This window comes from Spiroplasma sp. hyd1, from assembly GCF_016082235.1.
Taxonomy (GTDB): domain Bacteria; phylum Bacillota_I; class Bacilli_A; order Mycoplasmatales; family Mycoplasmataceae; genus Spiroplasma; species Spiroplasma poulsonii.
The window spans coordinates 1-19,733 of sequence record NZ_JXYY01000006.1 but is presented as its reverse complement, the minus strand read 5'-3'; the positions used below and the strand labels follow the sequence as shown (position 1 = coordinate 19,733).

The window sequence follows — 19,733 nt, the reverse complement described above, 5'->3', positions numbered from 1 at the left end:
TTGTACTATTTATTAATTATATACCGATTAGGCCGAATATTCAATCAGGGTTTTAATTGGATATGCGGTTAAATCCTTTTTACCATTTAAATATGTTAAGTCCACCACGAATGCTAAACCAACAATCATTGCTTGTTGTTTTTTAACAAGTTCACAAATTGCTTGTGCTGTTCCGCCCGTTGCTAAAACATCATCAACAATTAAAACACGATCATGTGGTTTTAAATCTTCGACATGCATTTCTAACTGATTAGTTGCATATTCATAACTATACTTTGCACTAATAACTTGCCGTGGTAATTTTCCTGGTTTTCGAACCGGAACAAAACGAAGGTTCGTCACATAACTAACTGCTGGTCCAAATAAGAATCCCCGTGCTTCTGGAGCAATAATCACCGTTGCTTGTTGAGCAATTGCATACGCTGCTAACTGATCAACAACCATTTTAAAAGCAGATGGATTATTTAAAATTGGGGTAATATCGCGAAAAATAACTCCTGGTTCTGGATAATTAGGAATATCAACAATAAAGTTTTTTAGTTCCATTTTTGCAAAATCCCTTTCTTGGTTAATGATTAATTATTAATACCAATTACAATTTGTTCATCAATTTCAACTCGTTGTGAATCTAAATAATTTTTAACACGGATTTTATTTAAAGCCCGATATTTTTCTAACACCACTCAAATTGGAATTCCAACAAATAAGGTTGCAAACATTCCAACAATTAACCCAATTAAAATCACAATATTAAAGCCAAACCATGATCCCGAAAAAGCAGCTAAGGTAATTAATAAAATTGTAAACATAATTCCCAATGTTAAACAATGTTGTAACATTTGTTTAATTGTAATATTAGCAACTTTTTGCAAAAAGTTATGTTCATAATTATAAACTCTAAAGTCTTTCCGAACTTCACGAATCACTTTATGATTTTTGCTTTTAATATCTTTTGCCACTAATTGTGTTCGTTTTAACTGGTCATGATATTGTTTTTTAATTTCTCGTAATTTTAGTTCCGGGTGTTTTATTGCTAATTTCTTTAATTCTTCTTGATAATAAACTTTATGTGCGCGACGTAAACGCTTAATTTGGAAACGATGTTCTGACATATATGTAAAGAATGTTTCATATTCACGAATATTAATCGCCTTTTTATTTTGTTTTACACGAACCATTACCATTGTTGTAAAGGCAATCACAAAACCAAAAATTGCTAAGAATGCGATTGACATTTCAAATGTAATTAATAATTGGGTAATAATTGCAATCACAATAGTTGTAACTAGCGTAAATAAACTAGCTAAAACCATTCCCACAAATTGCGCTCAATCTAACCGGAATAAAGTATAAACAAAGATACATGCTAATCCAATTCCAATACTAATTGCCGCAATTTTTAAAATATATCCTTCCATAACAGGATCAGTTTGTTGCAATGCTAATGAAGGATCATCGGGGGTTGCATTATAAAATGATGCAATGGCTGTTAATAATTCTCGCTCAAAAGTTCCTTTTGTAATATTTGTACTAACAACTAAGATGCGGTTATTAGCACCACTTTCTTGTTTCTTAAGAACATAAATATTATAACTAAAGTTATAACGGGCTGTATTACGAATACTTTCTAATTGCGTTGATAACTTTGTAATTGCTGTTTCATCGTCATCAGTTCCTCATAAATCTTGATTAATCGTAAAATTAATCCCTGACTTAATTGAATTAGCAACATTTGCTTTTCCAGCAAAAGCAATTGCTAAGGCAACGATTAACAAAATAATTCCAACGATTGGGGTTCATTTTGTAATATTATAAAATGTTCATTTTCCGATTTTATGTTGTTTTCCTTTTTTGGCTGGTGCAATCCTGCCATTATCACCGTCTGCCATCACAGGTTCATTCGTTGTTATTGTTTGTAACTGAGCGCTAGCTACTAATGCTTCTGATGCTGTTGTTGTTACAACTCTTTTTTTCGTAAATAGTTTTCCTATTGAAAAACGCGAAACATCTAATCAAGGGTGTTTTTCTTGTCAACGTAACTTAATAACAATTCAATACATTAAACGCGCAACAGCAAACACCATTACTACGGAAATAATTAATCCCACCAATAAAATTGTAGCAAATGATTTAATATTATTTGTTCCTTGTCAGAACAGTGATAATCCCAAAATAATTAAAACAACTAATGCGTCAATGAAGACTGCTATTGTTTGTTTATTGGCAATTTTCATTGCTGGTTCAAAGGGAATTTGATTTTCATACCGCTCACGTTTATACCGTGAAAAGAATAACAAGTTTCCTTCAAGTGCTAAACCAAAAGCAATCAATAATGCCGCAATACTTTCTGGCGAAATTTGTACTTTCAAGAGTGAAGAAAAATATAATATTGCAATTATTGTAAATAATAATGTTAAAATTGCGATAAAAGCAAATAAACGATAATAAACTAATAGAACAATGAAAATTGCTAATACTAATACTCCTAAAATAATTAACGAAATTTTAAAAACATTAGCTGAAACAACAGGCGGAATTTCGCGATAACCACGAATAACAAATTCTAAACCACTTAGTCCCCCATTAATTAAATTACTAATTTGGCGAGCTTCTGTTTCCGTTGAAGTTGTAATTTGATTTGAATTCTCAGCAGCACCTGTTCCCAGTTTAATTGAATTTCAATTAATAATATGTTCTTTGTATAAATCTGTTAACGCAGTATTATACTCAATAATTGTTTGTAAATATGGGCGTAACGGATCAATAAATTGATTTGTTGTTGCTGTTTTATCATTTGGATCAATTAATAATCTATCCGTTGGGACAGAGGTAAAACGAAAACGCAAATCTTCCATTCAAGTACGAACTTGTGAAATTGGGTAACTTAATGCTAAATCTAATAAATTACCAGTACGAAGTTGTGAAGTTCCGGCATCATAATATTCAACATTAAAAATTTGATAAATATTACTTCAATCACCCGCTGACACTTTACTACGAATTTCAGCATTAAAAACAGTTGCAATTGTTTGAATATTATCAGTATCATGTCGTAAATCATCAATAAATTGACCAATATCCGTTCAAATATACAACGGTTCTGATTGACCCCCACCTTGTGATGGTTTTAAACCATTAATAATACTATCTCATTTTGTTTGATCTTTAATTTTTAATGTAATACTTGGACGACGATTTTGATCAACCCCTGTTGTTGAACCTGAAATAACATCACTTAACGGTGTTCGCTCTTTTGTGCCATTATTATCACTAACTAGTAAGTCTTGTCCTTTACCATTTGTTAAGTAAATTGCTCCTAAACGTTGAATTGTTTTACTCAAGGCATTATAAGATTTAAACATATTTTTTCCAACAACAACTTCAACAGCATTACGACCTAATGTTTGTAAATACAAATTTTGATTTGATAATGGATCTAATTTATTACGTAATAAATCTAATCCTTTTTTACTATCCCCATTTGGAGTATCTGGTGAAAAATTAGGATCACTTTTATCTAATACATTAACTTGAACTTGATATCCACCCGAATAAGCAATTCCAGTTTTATATGAATAACGAAAACTATCAGCTGAAAAATAAGCACCAATAATCATTGCGACAATTAAAACTAACAAAGTTCCAATTCGAATAATTAACTTACTAATTGCCTTTTTGTTTTTTGGTTCTTTAATTGCTTTCACTTGTTCGTTTTTCTTCACGTTTTACACCACTGTTCTATTTTAAAACTTTTCTCTATAAATTGTACACTATTCATTGTTTAATTTTATTATTTAATAAACATATCTTTAAAATCTTCTAAGGATAAATCAGTCGCAGTAATTTTTTGATTATTCAGAAATTCAATCATCCGATTAATCTTGATATTAAAAATATAATAAGCTATTTCACTAACATCAACAATTGCCTTATCGACTAAAATTATTTTTATTAAATAATCGGCAACATCTTGTTCTGTAATATTTGGATTAGATAATTTTAAATCAACTGCTTTTAAACTAATCATTTTCCAGGCATAATTGATAATTTGTTCTTGTTCCTTTTTATGATTGTGGCTCATTTTTACACCTTACCTTAGTTCCAATTATTATTATAACCGACTTCTCAAAAAAATTAAGTAAATTATGTAATATTTTTTAAAAATTCTACTGCTTTATTTGTCAAAACTCGACCACGAGATGTTTTTAATAAGTAACCTTTTTTTAACAAAAATGGTTCAAAATTATTTGTGACTGTTAATAATGGTTCAGATAAAACTTGGCTTAAGGTATTTAACCCAACTGGTTGGGTTTGAAAGAGAAGATAAATTTGTTTTAAGTAATTTACCTCCCCTCATTCTAAACCATCTTGATAAATCTGCAAATTAGTTAAAATTTCTTGTAAAAAATTTAAACTTACTGGTTGTGGGGTAGCTAAGAAATAGTCATAAATTCGATGAAATAATTTTACCGCTGTGCGCGGATTATTACGACTATAGCTGGCTAAAAAAGTTAATTCTTTTAATGATAATTTTATTTCTACTTTTAAGAACAAGTTATTTAAAATTTGTTGCATATCATCATTAGTGTATTCATTAAAATGAAAAACTGTTGAAAAACGATTTAATAATGGCTGTGGTACTTGATATAGTAATGTCGTTGCTGCTAACAAGGTAAAAAATGGCAACGGTAAAACAACATGTTTTGTATTATAGTTTTTTCCCAATAGTAAATTTAAACAATTATCATCTAAAACAGGATATAAAATTTCTCCAACTTCACGACTAATTGCATGAATTTCATCAATGAAAACTAAATTAAATGCTTTTACTTGCATTAGGCAACTAATTAAATCACTTGGTTTTTGTAAATTTGGGCCATGTAAAAGTAATAGTTTTTGCTGTAACAAAGTTTTAATTAAATGGGCTAAACTAGTTTTTCCAATTCCACTATTACCAACAAATAACATATGTTTTAATGGTTGTTGCTGCTTTTGACTAGCTGCTAACATGATTTTTAAATTCATTTTAATATTTGCTTGACCAATATAACTTTCCAAATCAACCGGACGAAAATTAAACGGTGTCAATCTGACTAATTTTAAATAAAACTATTTTTAAATATTGATCAAGTTTAGTCGGAACTGGGTTAACACTATTAATTGCAGAATAAATAACCACCAACGAATAACCCAATTCTTTTAAACAACTAATTACTTTATTTTGAAGATTATTATAATTTTTTTTAAAATAAATCTTTTGTAAAGTTTGTAATAATAGCCGAACACTATGGGTTTTTAATCCTTGTAATTTCTCGATTTCAGCAATATTATTTTGTTGCACAAACATTAATAAATTTTCAACACTAATTTGTTGTAATACTTTAACTGCCGTTTTGACACCAATTGTTGGAATCGTTAATAAATCACCAAAAATTTTCTTCGTTGCTAAATCTAAAAACCCAAATCATTGAAAACAAGCATCATTATCATATTTTAAAAAAGTATACATTTTAATTTGAGCAGCCTTTTTAAAACTAATTCTTTTGTTTGTAACTAAATAAATTTCATATCCATAATTATTTTGTTCTAAGCAAAGGACATTATCATTAAATTGATAAATAGTGCCACAGATAAAATCATACATATTATCATCTCCTATGTTAAATTAACTTTATTAATAAGAAAAATCCTTTCTTAAAATATTAAAACTCATAATAAATGAGTTTTAATATTTTGTTAATTATGATCATTTTACTGTTAAGTTAAAGATTGCTGTATTTTTATAATCCTTAGAACCATTACTTGTAACTATTAAATCAATATCTGTTGCTGGTCCACCCTTACTAACACTGCCATCAATTCGTAATAGCAAACGATTTGCTAAATCTTGAGCATCTTTTAATAATTTGTTCTGTGCTGCAGATAATTGTCCAGTAATGGTAGCATTTGCTAAAACGGCTCTTAAAATTTCTCGTGAATTATCACTATTAATTGCGATTTCTGTTCCTCTTAAATTTTTTGATAAACGATTAATATCAATTCGTTTTGATTTTGCTTGCACAGCAATATTAGTAATTCCATAAAAGCCTGATGCTTTATCAGCATTAATAACAATTGTGGCTGCATAAGCTTCTCGGTCTTCTTGAAAACGATCAGAATTAAAACTTATTGTTGTGTTAGGATCTTTAATTGCTTCTAAAATTGCGGTTCTAACTTACCATCATTTTTTGAACCAACTTCTAATGTTAATAAAGCACTATACAAATCACCAGGACTATTGCGATCCTCAATTGTAATAACTTGGCGGCTTAAATCCCCATCTAATAAGGTAATATTAACGCGATTACCAATATTACCATCACCAGTACTTGTTGCTCCGTTGCTGAAATGACGATATAGTTGTCAAGCCCCAATCCCAAATCCTGTTAATGAAAGCACTAACACAATAATTAATGTTCAAATTTTTCATTGGAATTTTTGATTAATTACATGAACCATTTTTCGCATTGTCATCATTTGATTTTTTTGCATTTGTTTAACTAAAGCAACAGTTTCACCCCCTGCTGGTTCAGTTGCAACAATTAAATTATTACAATCTTTATTATCATTACCATTATCATCATTTGGTGTTTCAATTTCAGCTGAAAATGATTGTTCTGTTTCGTTGTACTCTAATCCATTATTTGGGATATTGTTCTGTTGCTCAAATGGAATAAATGATGAGGCAACCGGTGCTGGAACATTAACTGGTTCTTCATTAGGAACTACAGGGTTCTCACTAGGAAGGCTTGTTGTTGAAGGGCGACTACGTAAAGGGATTTTATTAATTGTCTCTTGTGATAATTCAACGGTATGATCAATAATTGGAATCTTTGGATTTCCTTTATGATCTAATAAATTAGTTTTTCAAAAAAAAGCATATTTATTATTAACACAATTAATTAAGGCAATTGGCATTACGCCATGATCATCTTGGATTTCAGTATTTGGATTTACTTCGCAAAAAAATAGTGCTAAATTATTAACATCTTTTGTGCGATCATTTCGAATTGCTAAAATATTTTTTTTAAAAGTTACTTTACACTTATCGCACATTTCATCATATATATAACGAATATCGTTTTGCATATTTTTTATACCTTCTTTTTGCCCAAATATTGAATTATATTTTAAATTTATTATAATTATATCATATTTTTAATAAAAACATTATTCCTTCTCTTATTCTCAAAATGACCATAAAAAATGAGATAGTTTGATAAACTATCTCATTAAAATAATCTAAAATCTATGAAAATATATTTGAACACCAATATATATAAAAGATATATTATCTTTTATAATTCTAAAATATCTCGTAATTCTGTTTCGGAAAATTTCGTAAAATTAGAATTTTCTAAATTATTATTTAAGATTGCTTCAATTACTGCTTGTTTATCATTTTGAATTGCTGTTCCTTTCGCAATTAACTTAATTACTTGCACAGTACTTTGTTGACCAATCCGATGAGCACGATCGGTTGCTTGATTTTCAATTGAAGGATTTCACCAAGGGTCAAAATGAATTACAACATCAGCTGCCGTTAAATTCAAACCAACCCCTCCTGCTTTTAAGGAAATTAGAAAAACACTAATTGTCTTATCTTCGTTAAATTTTTGGGTCATCATTGCCCGACTTTCTGACCGTGTTTTGCCATCTAAATATAAGTATTTTAAATTTAATTTTTGCACAATTGTCTCAATTCGTTTTAAAACAGTTGTAAATTGTGAAAAAATTAAAATTTTATGACCACTACCGGCTAAATCAGCAAAAATGTCTCGTAATGCATCTAATTTGGCACTTTCATTTTGGTATTTTTCATCTAAAATACTAGGATCACAACAAATTTGTCTTAGTTTAGTTAATGTTGCAAAAATTTTTAAACGATTTTGTTGATATTGGTCAGCTCTTAAAATTTTATTAATCTCTTCGCGTGCGTGCTGCAGTAGCAAAAGCAGCATAGATTTTCTTTTGCCGGTCAGTCATCTCTACTAAGATTTTATGTTCAATTTTTGGTGGTAATTCACTCATTACATCTTTTTTTAAACGCCGTAAAATAAATGGTGCAATATTTTTGGAGTAATTCTTTTTTAATTGCTTTATTCTGTTCTCTAATAACTGGAATTTCATATCGTTTTTGAAAATAATGATGTTGAAATAAAAACCCTGGTAAAATAAAGTTAAAAATTGATCATAATTCAGTTAAATTATTTTCAATTGGTGTTCCTGTCAAAGCAAAACGAGTTGCAATATTTAAAGTTCCAACTATTTTAGCATTAATTGATTGTGGATTTTTAATATGTTGTGCTTCATCTAAAAAACAATATTGAAATTGAAATTGGTGATAATAACTAATATCACGGCGAAGTAATGGATAAGAAGTGATAATAACTTGCACGTCATTTATTTTTGAAAATAATAGTTCTCTTGTTTTACGTTCACCATCAATTACCAATGTCTTTAAAACGGGGGCAAACTGATTAATTTCATTTTTTCAATTATAAATTAATGAAGCTGGAACAATAATTAAAACGGGAGCCATATTTGGATTTAACTCATATTCTTTTAAAATAAAACTAATTGTTTGTAATGTTTTTCCTAATCCCATCTCATCAGCTAAAATCCCACCAAAGCCCAATGAAGCAAGGGTTTTTAATCAAAAATAACCTTTCTTTTGAAAGTCACACATTACTGATTCTAATGTTGTTGGAACACTAAATTTATTTTCTTTTAAATTTTTAATTTTAGTAATTAAATGGTCAAAATCAAAATTAAAAGTACAATTAAATTCTGATCATAAATCTAAATTGTTGTAAATTGTTAAGGCATAATATTTTGGTAACTGCAATTTACCTGTTGCAAATTGCTCTTCTTGAAAATCAAACTGATTAATTAAGGACGCAAATTTTTGTAATGTTTGTTCTTGGAGATCAATAATTCCCCCATTTGTTAATTGGTGGTATTTATTGCCCTTATTAATAGCCCCTAAAATTTTACTTAAATTATGATAATCAATATCTGCGACTTGAAAATTAAATTCTAACCAATTATTTTTTTGATTAACATTAATCGTTGAACTATTAACATTGAAATCAACTAAGCGAACATTTTTAAAATTATCAATATAAAAAATTTGTGAAAGTGTTTCTACGGTTGTGATATGCTCAGATAATAATTTAATAACATAATTTAAGTCATTCAAGATTAAATAGTTAGATTTCTTAACAAAACCAATTTGTTTTAAAAAAGTTAAATATTGTTGTTCTTGATAAATATCACGTAACACAATTTTACTATCATCATTAATTTGGTTTAACAAATCAATTGTTATTGTTCCATAACGAAAAATTGGTCGTAACATAATTTCTTTACCTTTAAAATCAAAATAACTTTCAATAATTAATGGTGTTTTTTCTAAGGTGTTTAAAATTGTTTCATCAACATTAACAACATCACGAGAATAGTCTAATAAAGCAACAATTTCTTTAATAACTGCATTAGTTTGATAAGGAGTAAAAGTAATTTGATCCTGATTAGTCATTGCCATTGTCTGATAAATTGGTCCTAATAAAAAGGTATCTTTTGCCCCTAATAAAAAATTTGTTCATAATCAAAGAAACTGCCTTGATTTGGAGTTAAGACAATTGGTGTTATTTTATTGTTAATAATTTAAATTAAATTATCATTTTTTTGAACTTTTAGATTAGGTTGATATTGATCAAAACTAATCTTAATATTTGAATATTCATGGTCATTAATAATTAATTTAATGCTTTCATCTTGTAAGGCTATTAAAAATTGTTCGGTTTGATAAGCAGAAAAACCAAAACTTTTTGTAATGGAAACACCACAAAAATCCATTTTTTGGGTTTGCAAAAAACTAGAAACATTAATAAATTCTCGTTGTAAAAACCGAATTACTTTCTCCGCAAATGGTGAAAAAACCACTTTTGTTGGATATAAAACAAATTTTTGTGAAATCTCATAACCTTTTAAATAATCTGGGTCAAGGGGATTTTTTGCTAAAAATCCTAAAAAATGATAAATGTTTTTAATTTCAAAAAATTAATTATGTTCATAACCTAATTTTAACTGCACAACAGCAGGTTTTTGAAAGGTTGCATCAATAATCAAACTACATTGACAATCAACGACATTTTCTTTTATTTCATAATTTTGTTTATTCTTATTAACAAATGTTGTTAATAACTGATTGGTTGCCGTAAATACTGATCGCCACTGTTGAACGTTTTCTTTTGACTCATAAAAAGCAAACAACAAAGTTGCAATAATATGCTGACAAATTTGATGTTGAAAATTATAGTCAATGCAACTACAATTTTGCCGAGTTAAAAATGTCATTTCAGCAACAATCGCAAAAACGACATTAACTTCATAATAATCACTATTATTTGTTGCTACAACGCGGCAGTTAATTATTAATTCTTTTTCGTTATTTGAGGTTTGCTGTTCATCTATTTTTAATAATAGACTTCTTGCATTACTTGTTAAAAAATTGCAAATATTTGTAAAAAAGATACTAATAGAAAAATATAATTTTAATTAATTATGTTTTTTATTTAAAAATTTAATATTTTTCCACAACGAAAAATTAATTTATTATTTAAATTATTTAATTTTAAATAAATATTTTATGTTAAATATAATAATTGTAAATTATAAATTGAGGCAATTAAATTAAATCTTAAACCAAATCTTTTTCTTCGATTACGATATTTTTCTGTAATAATTTTAAATTTTTTAAGAATAGCAAAAATATTTTCAATAATAATTCTCATTTTTGAAACTAGTCTATTATATTGCTTTTGTTCTTTGTTTAAAGGGTTTTTCTTTGTTTTCTTTGTAGGTATTAGAACATTATTGTGATTTTTTTGTATTCCTTGATAACCACTATCAACTATTAATTTGGTATTTTTTAAAATTGGGATTTTTGATTCTTTAAATAAAGCATAATCATGTTTTTTTCCGAGCGAAAAACTTGTTGCAATAATTTTTTTGGTTTCTTGTTCGATAATTACTTGTGTTTTGATCGTGTGTTTTTTCTTTTTACCAGAATAAGATTGTTTTTGTCTTTTTTTGGGCGTTGGATTGGAGTTTCGGTAGCATCAATAATAATAGTTTTATCATTAAAATAATCATTTATTAGTGCTTTTTTACCAGCAAGTTGTTGAAAATCAGAGTTTTTAATTAAAATATCTTCAATTCACTTAATATTACGATAACAATTAGCCTCACTAATATCAAAACTTTTACCAAGATGAAAATAAGTCTGATATTCTCGTCAATATAATAAAGTCATCAATAATCTATTTTCTAATGATAATTTATTAGTTTTACCACCTTTTTTAAATTTTTCTATTTCAGCAACTTTTAAAATATCTAACATTTTATTAAAAGTGGATTTTTTTATTCCTGTTAATCTTAACCATTCTCTATCATTAAGAGTATTAAATTTATTATTGTTCATATTTTTATGTCCTCATAAATTATATTTTATAATAATATTTTAATAAAAAAGGGTATCGCAAGAAGTCTATTATTTCAGAAAAATTTTAAAAAAATAATTTACAGTAAAAATTGCTGCGAATAGCAATTAATCATCTAATTTTAAAACGGCCATAAAAGCTTCTTGTGGGACCTCAACTGACCCAATTGCCTTCATTCGTTTTTTTCCTTCTTTTTGTTTTTCTAGTAATTTCTTTTTCCGAGTAATATCACCACCATAACATTTTGCCAAAACATTTTTTCGCATTGCTTTAATATCTTCGCGAGCAATAACTTTATGATTAATGGCAGCTTGAATTGGAACTTCAAAGTTTTGACGGGGAATAATTTCTTTTAACTTAGCACATAATGCTTTTCCCCGACCATACGCAAAATCACGATGAACAATAATCGATAACGCATCAATAACATCGCCATTTAATAAAATGTCCATTTTTACTAGTTTATTTGGACGATAACCAATAAATTCATAATCCAAAGAAGCATAACCCTTACTAATTGATTTTAAGCGGTCAAAAAAATCAAAAACAATTTCATTTAGTGGCATTTCATATGTTAAAATTCGGCGGGTATCATCAATATATTCTAAATTAACATATGTTCCCCGTTTATTTTGACATAATTCCATTAATGGACCAATATATTGATCAGGGGTCATAATTGTTGCTTTAACAAAAGGTTCTTCAATCCGGTCAATCTTTTGCACGGGTGGTAAATCGCTTGGGTTATCAATGGTAATCATTTCCTTATTTGTTAAATAAACATGATAAATTACTGATGGTGCTGTTGCAATTAATTCTAAGTTATATTCACGTTCTAACCGTTCTTGAATCACATCCATATGTAATAACCCTAAAAACCCACAACGAAAACCAAAACCTAATGCTTGTGAAGTTTCTGGTTCATATACTAACGATGCATCAGATAATTGAATCTTTTCTAACGCTTCTTTTAAATCTTTGTACTTTGCTGAATCAATCGGATATAATCCACAAAAAACCATTGGATTCATTTTTTTATACCCTGATAATGGTTCAACGGCCGGATTAGCAACAGTTGTAATCGTATCTCCTACTCGGACATCACGAACCATTTTAATACTTGCCGCTAATCACCCAACTTCACCAGCAACTAAGAAATCTTTTTTAACTTCCTTTGGGGTTTTAACCCCTAATTCTGTTACTTCATAAATCGCATTAGTGTTCATTAATTTAATCTTATCCCCAATATGGACTGTTCCTTGTTTAATTCGAATTGAAACCATTACCCCACGGTATTTATCATAATGCGAATCAAAAATTAAAGCTTGTAACGGTTTATTATCATCAGCATCTAACGGCGCTGGAATATATTGTACAATTGCTTCTAGCACTTGATCAATGTTAAGGCCAGTTTTTGCACTAATTAATGGAGCATTAGTCGTTGGAATCCCAATTAACTTTTCAATTTCTTCTTTAACACGTTCTGGGTCTGCTGATGGTAAGTCAATCTTATTAATAACAGGAATAATTTCTAAATTATTATCAATTGCTAAATAAACATTTGCTAAGGTTTGTGCTTCAATTCCTTGTGCAGCATCAACCACCAAAATAGCGCCTTCACAAGCAGCTAAGCTCCGTGATACTTCATAGGTAAAATCAACATGTCCTGGCGTATCAATTAAATGAAAAATATATTCTTGGTTATCTTTCGCATGGTATTTTAACTGGACTGAATTTAACTTAATTGTAATTCCCCGTTCACGCTCTAAATCCATTGAATCTAATAGTTGCTCTTGCATTTCTCGTTTATCAACAGTCCCTGTTAATTCTAAGATGCGATCAGCTAAGGTTGATTTCCCATGATCAATGTGGGCAATAATTGAAAAATTGCGAATTAATTTTTTATCCATTCTAAACCCGAATCCTTCCTACAGTAAGATCAGCTATCTCTCTGATATTATTATACATAATTTTAAAAAAGATAGTTGTTTCAACCTTAATTCTCATCATAAATCCAAATTATCGAACCCTTAGGGGACAAAGTGCTTGCTTGAATTTTAAGAAAAAATATTATATAATATAATATGCAAGTTAGAAATTAAGGGGCAAATAAATCGATTATTATCAATATTTTTTATAACGATGAAAAGAGGAAAACTAATGGATAGTGATTTTACAAAATACTACAATCAATTGATAAATGAAGTAAATTTAGTTAGTAATATTGAGAAAATTTCTGATACAAAAAAAGATTGGCTTTATACCTTACTAAAAAATTTAAAAACATTCAATACGAAACAAGTTAAGTTACAACAACACGAAGGGTTAATTTATCAAATTATGAAAGTAATTGATCAAAGTACTGAATTCATCCATAACCGCATTAGTAATGCTTTAAACGAATATCGCAAGCTATACCGTCAACATTTTAAAGTTAATCTAGATATGCGACAAGAAAATGATCGAATCTTTGCCTACTGTGAAAAACAACTAGAAGCAAACTACGGAGACAGCTTGCAAGTGTTACGGGACTCTGTTATTAACTATTATTATTTAAATTATCTAAAAGATAAAATTGAAGAAACCTTAAAAATTATTAGTTTATCAGCACGAACAATGTAACAAGCAAAAAGAGTAATCCTATTGGTTACTCTTTTTATAATGTCAAAATTGTTCATCATCTCAAATTTTATTCGTACTATGTTTGTTAACCCGAGCAAAAACAACAGCTAAGGTAATACCAACAACAGTTGAAACAGCAACTTGAATTGCATCATTAATTAATTCAAGAATTGCAACAGCTGAACCAAATAATAAATAACTATATAAAACATATCATAATAGCATTAAACTACTTAAAAAGATTGCCCCATAGCGGCTTAACACCCGTGCTAAAAAATAAGTAATAAGAAATATTAACACTCTAATGACAATTGAAACTGGAATAAAAATAAAACCATCGGTAATAATATCAATAATTGTAACATACAACACACCACTAATTAATAACATTGGTCCTTTAATCAAAGTTATTAAGGCTAAAAATAACCCATCTGCTAACTGTAATATTCCTTTGCCATTCCCAAGCCGAATAAACTGCAAAATATAGGCAACTGTTACTAATAACGCCGTGATTAACGCTGTTGTAACTAAATATTTTAAAGATTTTAAGCGATACATAATTAAATAAAAATATTTCCGGAAGTTATTTCTGAAGATGGAGTATGATAATAATTTTTTGCTTCCGTTACTTTTTTGCCTTCGCGTTGCAACCGTGTAATTAATAAGTATCCATCTTCAACTTTAACTTTAACTCCTGTTTTTAAAACAGCAATAATGGTGCCATTTACTAAATCAACATCTTTTTCGGTTAATGGTTCTTCTGCAATAACCGCTTGATGAATTTTGTAAATAACATTATCTACGGTAGTATAAGCAATTGGTCAAGCATACAATCCCCGAATTTGATCATAAATATTTTGCTTTGGTAAATACCAATTAATTTTTTCTTCATCACGAGTAATGTTATAAGCAAATGTTACTTGCTTCTCATCTTGCGTGGTTCCTAACTGCTGACCAGTAATAATATCTAATAAGAATTTTTCAACCATCCCTCCTGCTAATGTCATTAAGCGATCATGTAATGATGAAGCGGTTTCATCAGCAGCAATTGTTAAGGCTTCTTGGAAATACATTTCCCCCGCATCCATTTTTTTAATCATTTTCATTAAAGTAATCCCTGTTTCTTGTTCACCATACATAATTGCTTTATGAATTGGGGCGCCACCCCGTAATTTTGGCAATAATGAAGCATGAACATTAATACAATTAATTTTTGCTAGTTTTAAAATTCGTTCCGGAATAAACTGCCCATAAGCACATGTCACAATCACATCGGGTTGTAATGCTTCTAATTCGGTGTAAAGATCATTAATTTTTTCTGGTTGAAAAACTTGAATTTGATGTGCTAACCCAAATTCTTTAACTGGTGAAAACTGAATCGTTTGATTACGACCAATTTTGCGATCAGGTTGCGTTACAATCCCAATTAATTCAATTGTTGGTGCTAACTTTGTTAATGCGGTTAAAACTGCTGTTGCAAAAACAGGTGTTCCCATAAAAATTACTTTATACTTTTGCATTCTCTTTGCCTCCCTTTTCTAATGATAAGTTTTTCATTAAATGAATAACATGTTGGTAAATGACAACCATTGCCAAAGTATCACGATTACAATATTTTAACATTTCCTCTCGAAAAAAGGTTTTTCAAATTGTACTTGGAATGTTATTTTCTACTCGACGGCGAAAGATTTCACTTGCCATATCCCCCTTTTGCACCTTTAACGCTTGATATGTAAACTGGTTATCAAAAGCTGGTTGGGTTTTTTTAATTGATGCTGAACCATAAAATTCTTTTTTATAAATCATAAAATCTTGAAAGAAATCCATTAGGTCAATTGTTTTATTTCGAATAATGGCTAATTTTTGTTGTCATGTTTGATAAGTTGTAATTATTGTTTGCTCAGTAGTTTTGCTAATTAAAATTGCTAAATAATTAATTAATTCGGATAATACTTTACATTCAAAACTTTTATAATAAGCAACATATACTCCGACCTCGGCACGAAACAAATCCGTTACTAAATGTTCAATTAATTGTAGACGTGGATCACCATCCCCATCAGCTAAAAAAGCATAGTGTTCCATCGTTGCTTCATCATGATAATTAAAGTACTGATCTTTAATGATATGAACGGAGTATTGAAACGGAATTTGTTGATACGAATAAGAATAATCAAACCGCGGCACCGCTGCTTTCATTGTTTCAAAGTCATACATATACAACGGATATTGATATTTCGCTAAAACTGCTTTAATATGTTCAATTTGTGTTGGGTCAATAACTGGGGCATTATCTTGAACCGCTAAAATTTGACGTTGTTGTTTAACTGAAAATAAAATTGGTTTTTTTTCGCGCGATGATTGTTGAAAAGTAAATGGTAAAATAACATCTGTTAAATAATCAATATGTTCTTGATACTTTAATAAGGTCTTCTTTTCCATTCCACGGGTTAATTCAAACACACTGTGATGTTCTGGTAAATAATCTGTTGCGTGTTGACAATACCCATAGCGATCTCCTTTCGCATTAAAACATTGTTCTTGCGTAAATAAGGGAAAAACTTCAACAGCTGGCTTTGCGAAATAACTTTTAATTAATGCTAAATCATCAGTAATTAAACGATTTTTTGCAACTCGTTTCACAAATGTTCCTGTTAACATTTGTTGACAAAATTCTAATAAACTAACTGGTGCTAACGTTTTTGTTGGTAATTTATATCAATCCTGAAACATAAATAATTCATCATCATCAATATCACCAACACGTTGATATTCTGAATTCAATAACATTAAAGAAACGCGACTAATTGTTAATCCAACGCCAGTTAAAACACAATATTGGTACGCCACATCATAACCATATTCATCTTTAACTGGTTTATCAACATACATTTGTAAATCTTTGTTATATTTACGTCCCGTTGAAGCTTTAACCTCAATTAAGTGATAAGTTCCATCGGGTAGTTTTTTTAAAATATCACACTTCGTAATACAATTGTTATAAATAAAGGATGGTTCAAAATAAACATCATAGTTTGGATTAGCTAATACTTCCTTTGTTTTGGCAAAAGCGATTTTCTTACTATAGTGTTCTAAATTAAAATAGTTATGATCACGCATAAAGTATTCTCGTGCTCGTTGCCCAACTTCGTTCCCATCGGCAATTGTTTCACCGGGATAAAAATCAATTGGATTGGTAATAGTTGATTGAACATCATCCCTAAAAGAGCGGACATCATCACTAATCGTGTCATCTTTATCAGCGGGTCAGTAAGTCTCTAACGCTAAATCATATAAGTTTGGCATAAACAATTCTGACCCAACTTCGCTTTCATCATCATCACTACCAATAAAATCACTATCATTAATTTTGGCACTATTAATGTTATCTTGTAAATCAAAAAAGACAGAAATTTTTTGTTCTGTTACTCACTGTTGGACTGTTTTTAAGTTAGTCCGTGATGCTAACGTCCACGCAATTTTTAAACATTTTTTAAAGCGTTTAAAATCCTCTTTTTTTAATGTTACGACTGAATCCATTTGTTGCACTTCACTTTCGTTATTTGTTCCAATTCCCTAAAAGATAAAGAAAATAAGACTACGCTTATTTTCTTGGGACAAATTTCTCAGGTTTCGGTTTTGGTCGTTCCTCAACAGGTAGTTGTCCTGCTTTTCGTAATTTGCGCTCTTCTTCACGTTTTTTGACCATTTCCGCACGATGAGCTTCATATTCTTGTTTTGCCGTAATTTTAGCTGCCTTCTTTTCCTCTTTTGTTAATTTAACTTTCTTCTCACTAATTTCAATGCGATGTTTAGTATCGTCTAAATCAATTTCTTGATTAACAGTTCAAGTTGTTTCATATTGTTTTTTACTAATTTTTTTTGAAATTCCTTCAATTTCAAAAGCTTTTTGTTCTAAAAAAGAATTAGTTTTTGCTTCATAAATATCAACAATAACATCAAAGATATCACGATATTTAAATTCTTTCCCCTTACGAGCAATAACTTTTTCATATTCTAAGCGTAAGTTTTTACGATTGTCAGTTTCTTTAATATACTGTTTAATTTTATCTTTAACTTGTTTTTTACGCTTTTCTCGTTCAAGACGCTGCGCTTTTCGTCCCATAATTGAAGAAACAATTGCAAAAATAATAACTGCAACTACAATTACTACTAAAATGACATTCATTGTCATACTGCCACCCAGAAAATTTGACATTGTTATCTAGACTCCTTTTTACTTTATTTATATTATGCACTATTACCAAGGATTTTACAAATATTTTCCCAGGTGAGTTCTAATATTATTTTAGTCACTAGTTTAACAATAGTTTTAAACTATCTCTTTGTAAAAATGGTTAAATCCAAAAATAAATACAATGATTCACTAATAACTTCATTTAAATAAATATAATTTAAAACTATTTTTACACTTATCTTGTGTAGTTTTAATTAACAATTAATTATTTTACCTAGTAATAAAATTAAAAAAATAATTAATTATAAAACAATTTTATATATAATCTGAAATTACCTTTAGTTCAATATTATATTTTTTAAGTGTCAATAAAATTTTTGAATCATAAGAGTAAATTTTATCAAATAAAATTATTTTTTCAAACTTAGATTTTTGTAAATTATTAGAAAGTACAAAGTTTTCATATACTAAAATCTGTCCAATCGCTTTATATATTTCAGTTCCAGAAGTTTTAATTTCAAAAATTTTAGTTTCATTTTCATTTTCTACATATAAATCAATAAAATTAAATTTTTCTATTTTAACCTTATAATCTTGGTTAAAGAAATGAGCAGCTAATATACTTTGAATTCTATTATGTTCTAAAGACAAACAAGATTGCCTATTAATTGTTATAACCTCTAAATTTTCATTTTTGTTCAGTTCAAAAATATTAGTATCTCAGTTATCATATAAAATTTTATTTTGTTCTTCTTCATTTACTTCTAATATATTAGGAAAGGTTTTTAAAGTTGGTCCAATACTCATTTCTTTTTTAAAATATTCTAATTTTTCATAATTAATTTTGTGATATATTTCTTTAGATTTTTTATCAATGATTAATTCAACAAAGTTTAAATTTTTATTCATTTTTTGATTCTCAATTGATTTTCCACCACCAAAAAAACCTAAAAATACAAAACGCTGAAATTCAAGTTCTTCTTTAGTAGCATCATTTTCTTTTCGTTTTGCAGTTTTTTTACCAAAATTAATTACCCGTTCAGTTCGATAATTTGCTTTTAGTCCTATTGTTAAATTACCATATACTTTCTCTTTGCCTTTATATTTATTAAATAATACTGAATCATATACTTTATTATCAACTTTTCCAGCAAAAATAAGTGATGGAATATTACTCTTAACCTCTAATAAATGGTCTTTTAATTTATTTATATTAATTCAAAATTCTCCTAAATCAATATAACTTAAATCATTTAGATTAATTTTAAATTCTGAATATAAAACCGTGGGAACAGTAACTGCCTTTAAACTTGATAAATTTACTCCTTTTTTAGGAACTTGTCTATTAATATCCGGTGATGCCTCAG

The 19,733-nt window shown here is 28.6% G+C and carries 19 protein-coding genes and 1 pseudogene; 1 reads left to right on the top strand and 19 read right to left on the bottom strand.

Going from position 1 to position 19,733, the window contains the following annotated elements:
- Positions 1 to 27: 27 nt before the first annotated feature.
- From TS70_RS01530 to lepA, 14 genes and pseudogenes are all read right to left on the bottom strand, one after another.
- Entirely contained in the window at positions 28 to 546 is a 519-nt protein-coding gene (locus TS70_RS01530; protein WP_198049210.1) for an adenine phosphoribosyltransferase, read from the bottom strand.
- Positions 547 to 575: 29 nt separating this feature from the next.
- Entirely contained in the window at positions 576 to 3,722 is a 3,147-nt protein-coding gene (locus tag TS70_RS08345; RefSeq protein ID WP_198049209.1) for a protein translocase SecDF, variant type, read from the bottom strand.
- A gap of 68 nt (positions 3,723 to 3,790) precedes the next feature.
- Positions 3,791 to 4,081 (bottom strand): hypothetical protein, encoded by a 291-nt coding sequence (locus tag TS70_RS01520; RefSeq protein ID WP_127093044.1) that lies wholly within the window; start codon positions 4,079 to 4,081, stop codon positions 3,791 to 3,793.
- A gap of 62 nt (positions 4,082 to 4,143) precedes the next feature.
- Positions 4,144 to 5,088: a Holliday junction branch migration DNA helicase RuvB gene (ruvB, locus tag TS70_RS01515; protein WP_198049208.1), complete on the bottom strand. Its 945-nt coding sequence runs from the start codon at positions 5,086 to 5,088 to the stop codon at positions 4,144 to 4,146.
- The gene (gene ruvA / locus TS70_RS01510) at positions 5,075 to 5,644 is read right to left on the bottom strand and encodes a Holliday junction branch migration protein RuvA (protein WP_198049207.1); all 570 of its coding nucleotides are present in this window, start codon (positions 5,642 to 5,644) and stop codon (positions 5,075 to 5,077) included. Before ruvA ends, ruvB begins: the two co-directional genes overlap by 14 nt.
- Before the next feature lie 96 nt (positions 5,645 to 5,740).
- Positions 5,741 to 6,061 (bottom strand): hypothetical protein, encoded by a 321-nt coding sequence (locus TS70_RS01505; protein WP_040093168.1) that lies wholly within the window; start codon positions 6,059 to 6,061, stop codon positions 5,741 to 5,743.
- Positions 6,062 to 6,195: 134 nt separating this feature from the next.
- Complete coding sequence (locus tag TS70_RS01500; protein WP_198049206.1) at positions 6,196 to 7,128, bottom strand: hypothetical protein; 933 nt, start codon at positions 7,126 to 7,128, stop codon at positions 6,196 to 6,198.
- Between the two features lie 209 nt (positions 7,129 to 7,337).
- Complete coding sequence (locus tag TS70_RS01495; RefSeq protein WP_198049205.1) at positions 7,338 to 8,000, bottom strand: DEAD/DEAH box helicase; 663 nt, start codon at positions 7,998 to 8,000, stop codon at positions 7,338 to 7,340.
- Positions 7,960 to 8,169, bottom strand: a complete 210-nt coding sequence (locus TS70_RS08805) for an SNF2-related protein (protein WP_408988021.1) — start codon at positions 8,167 to 8,169, stop codon at positions 7,960 to 7,962. Before TS70_RS08805 ends, TS70_RS01495 begins: the two co-directional genes overlap by 41 nt.
- A gap of 49 nt (positions 8,170 to 8,218) precedes the next feature.
- A pseudogene (locus TS70_RS08340) lies at positions 8,219 to 9,598 on the bottom strand (SNF2 helicase associated domain-containing protein); the annotation flags it as partial.
- Between the two features lie 110 nt (positions 9,599 to 9,708).
- Entirely contained in the window at positions 9,709 to 9,987 is a 279-nt protein-coding gene (locus TS70_RS01485) for a hypothetical protein (RefSeq protein ID WP_198049203.1), read from the bottom strand.
- Between the two features lie 117 nt (positions 9,988 to 10,104).
- A complete protein-coding gene (locus TS70_RS01480) occupies positions 10,105 to 10,401 on the bottom strand; it encodes an SWIM zinc finger family protein (RefSeq protein WP_198049202.1) in 297 nt (98 codons plus the stop codon).
- A 290-nt stretch (positions 10,402 to 10,691) separates the two neighbouring features.
- Positions 10,692 to 11,527, bottom strand: a protein-coding gene (locus TS70_RS01475; protein ID WP_105628856.1) for an IS5 family transposase whose coding sequence is annotated in 2 segments (ribosomal slippage) — positions 10,692 to 11,131 and positions 11,131 to 11,527 — 837 coding nt in all. Because the reading frame shifts where the segments join, the coding sequence is not laid out codon by codon here.
- 126 nt (positions 11,528 to 11,653) lie between these two features.
- On the bottom strand, positions 11,654 to 13,456 hold the full coding sequence (gene lepA, locus TS70_RS01470; RefSeq protein WP_127092649.1) for a translation elongation factor 4: 1,803 nt from the start codon (positions 13,454 to 13,456) through the stop codon (positions 11,654 to 11,656).
- Positions 13,457 to 13,706: 250 nt separating this feature from the next.
- Here lepA and TS70_RS01465 point away from each other — a divergent pair, with 250 nt between their 5' ends.
- Positions 13,707 to 14,168: a hypothetical protein gene (locus TS70_RS01465; RefSeq protein ID WP_198049201.1), complete on the top strand. Its 462-nt coding sequence runs from the start codon at positions 13,707 to 13,709 to the stop codon at positions 14,166 to 14,168.
- Positions 14,169 to 14,186: 18 nt separating this feature from the next.
- On the opposite strand, the gene TS70_RS01460 is transcribed toward TS70_RS01465, so the two are convergent.
- The 5 genes from TS70_RS01460 to TS70_RS01440 form a co-directional block, all read right to left on the bottom strand.
- Entirely contained in the window at positions 14,187 to 14,726 is a 540-nt protein-coding gene (locus tag TS70_RS01460; RefSeq protein WP_040093719.1) for a hypothetical protein, read from the bottom strand.
- 2 nt (positions 14,727 to 14,728) lie between these two features.
- Entirely contained in the window at positions 14,729 to 15,688 is a 960-nt protein-coding gene (fmt, locus tag TS70_RS01455; protein WP_198049200.1) for a methionyl-tRNA formyltransferase, read from the bottom strand.
- On the bottom strand, positions 15,675 to 17,708 hold the full coding sequence (locus TS70_RS08335; RefSeq protein WP_198049199.1) for a DUF2779 domain-containing protein: 2,034 nt from the start codon (positions 17,706 to 17,708) through the stop codon (positions 15,675 to 15,677). The genes fmt and TS70_RS08335 overlap by 14 nt, the downstream gene beginning before the upstream one ends.
- A gap of 64 nt (positions 17,709 to 17,772) precedes the next feature.
- Entirely contained in the window at positions 17,773 to 18,387 is a 615-nt protein-coding gene (locus tag TS70_RS01445; protein WP_040093722.1) for a hypothetical protein, read from the bottom strand.
- 294 nt (positions 18,388 to 18,681) lie between these two features.
- The coding region (locus TS70_RS01440) for a hypothetical protein (protein WP_198049198.1) at positions 18,682 to 19,733 on the bottom strand (1,052 nt) is incomplete at its 5' end.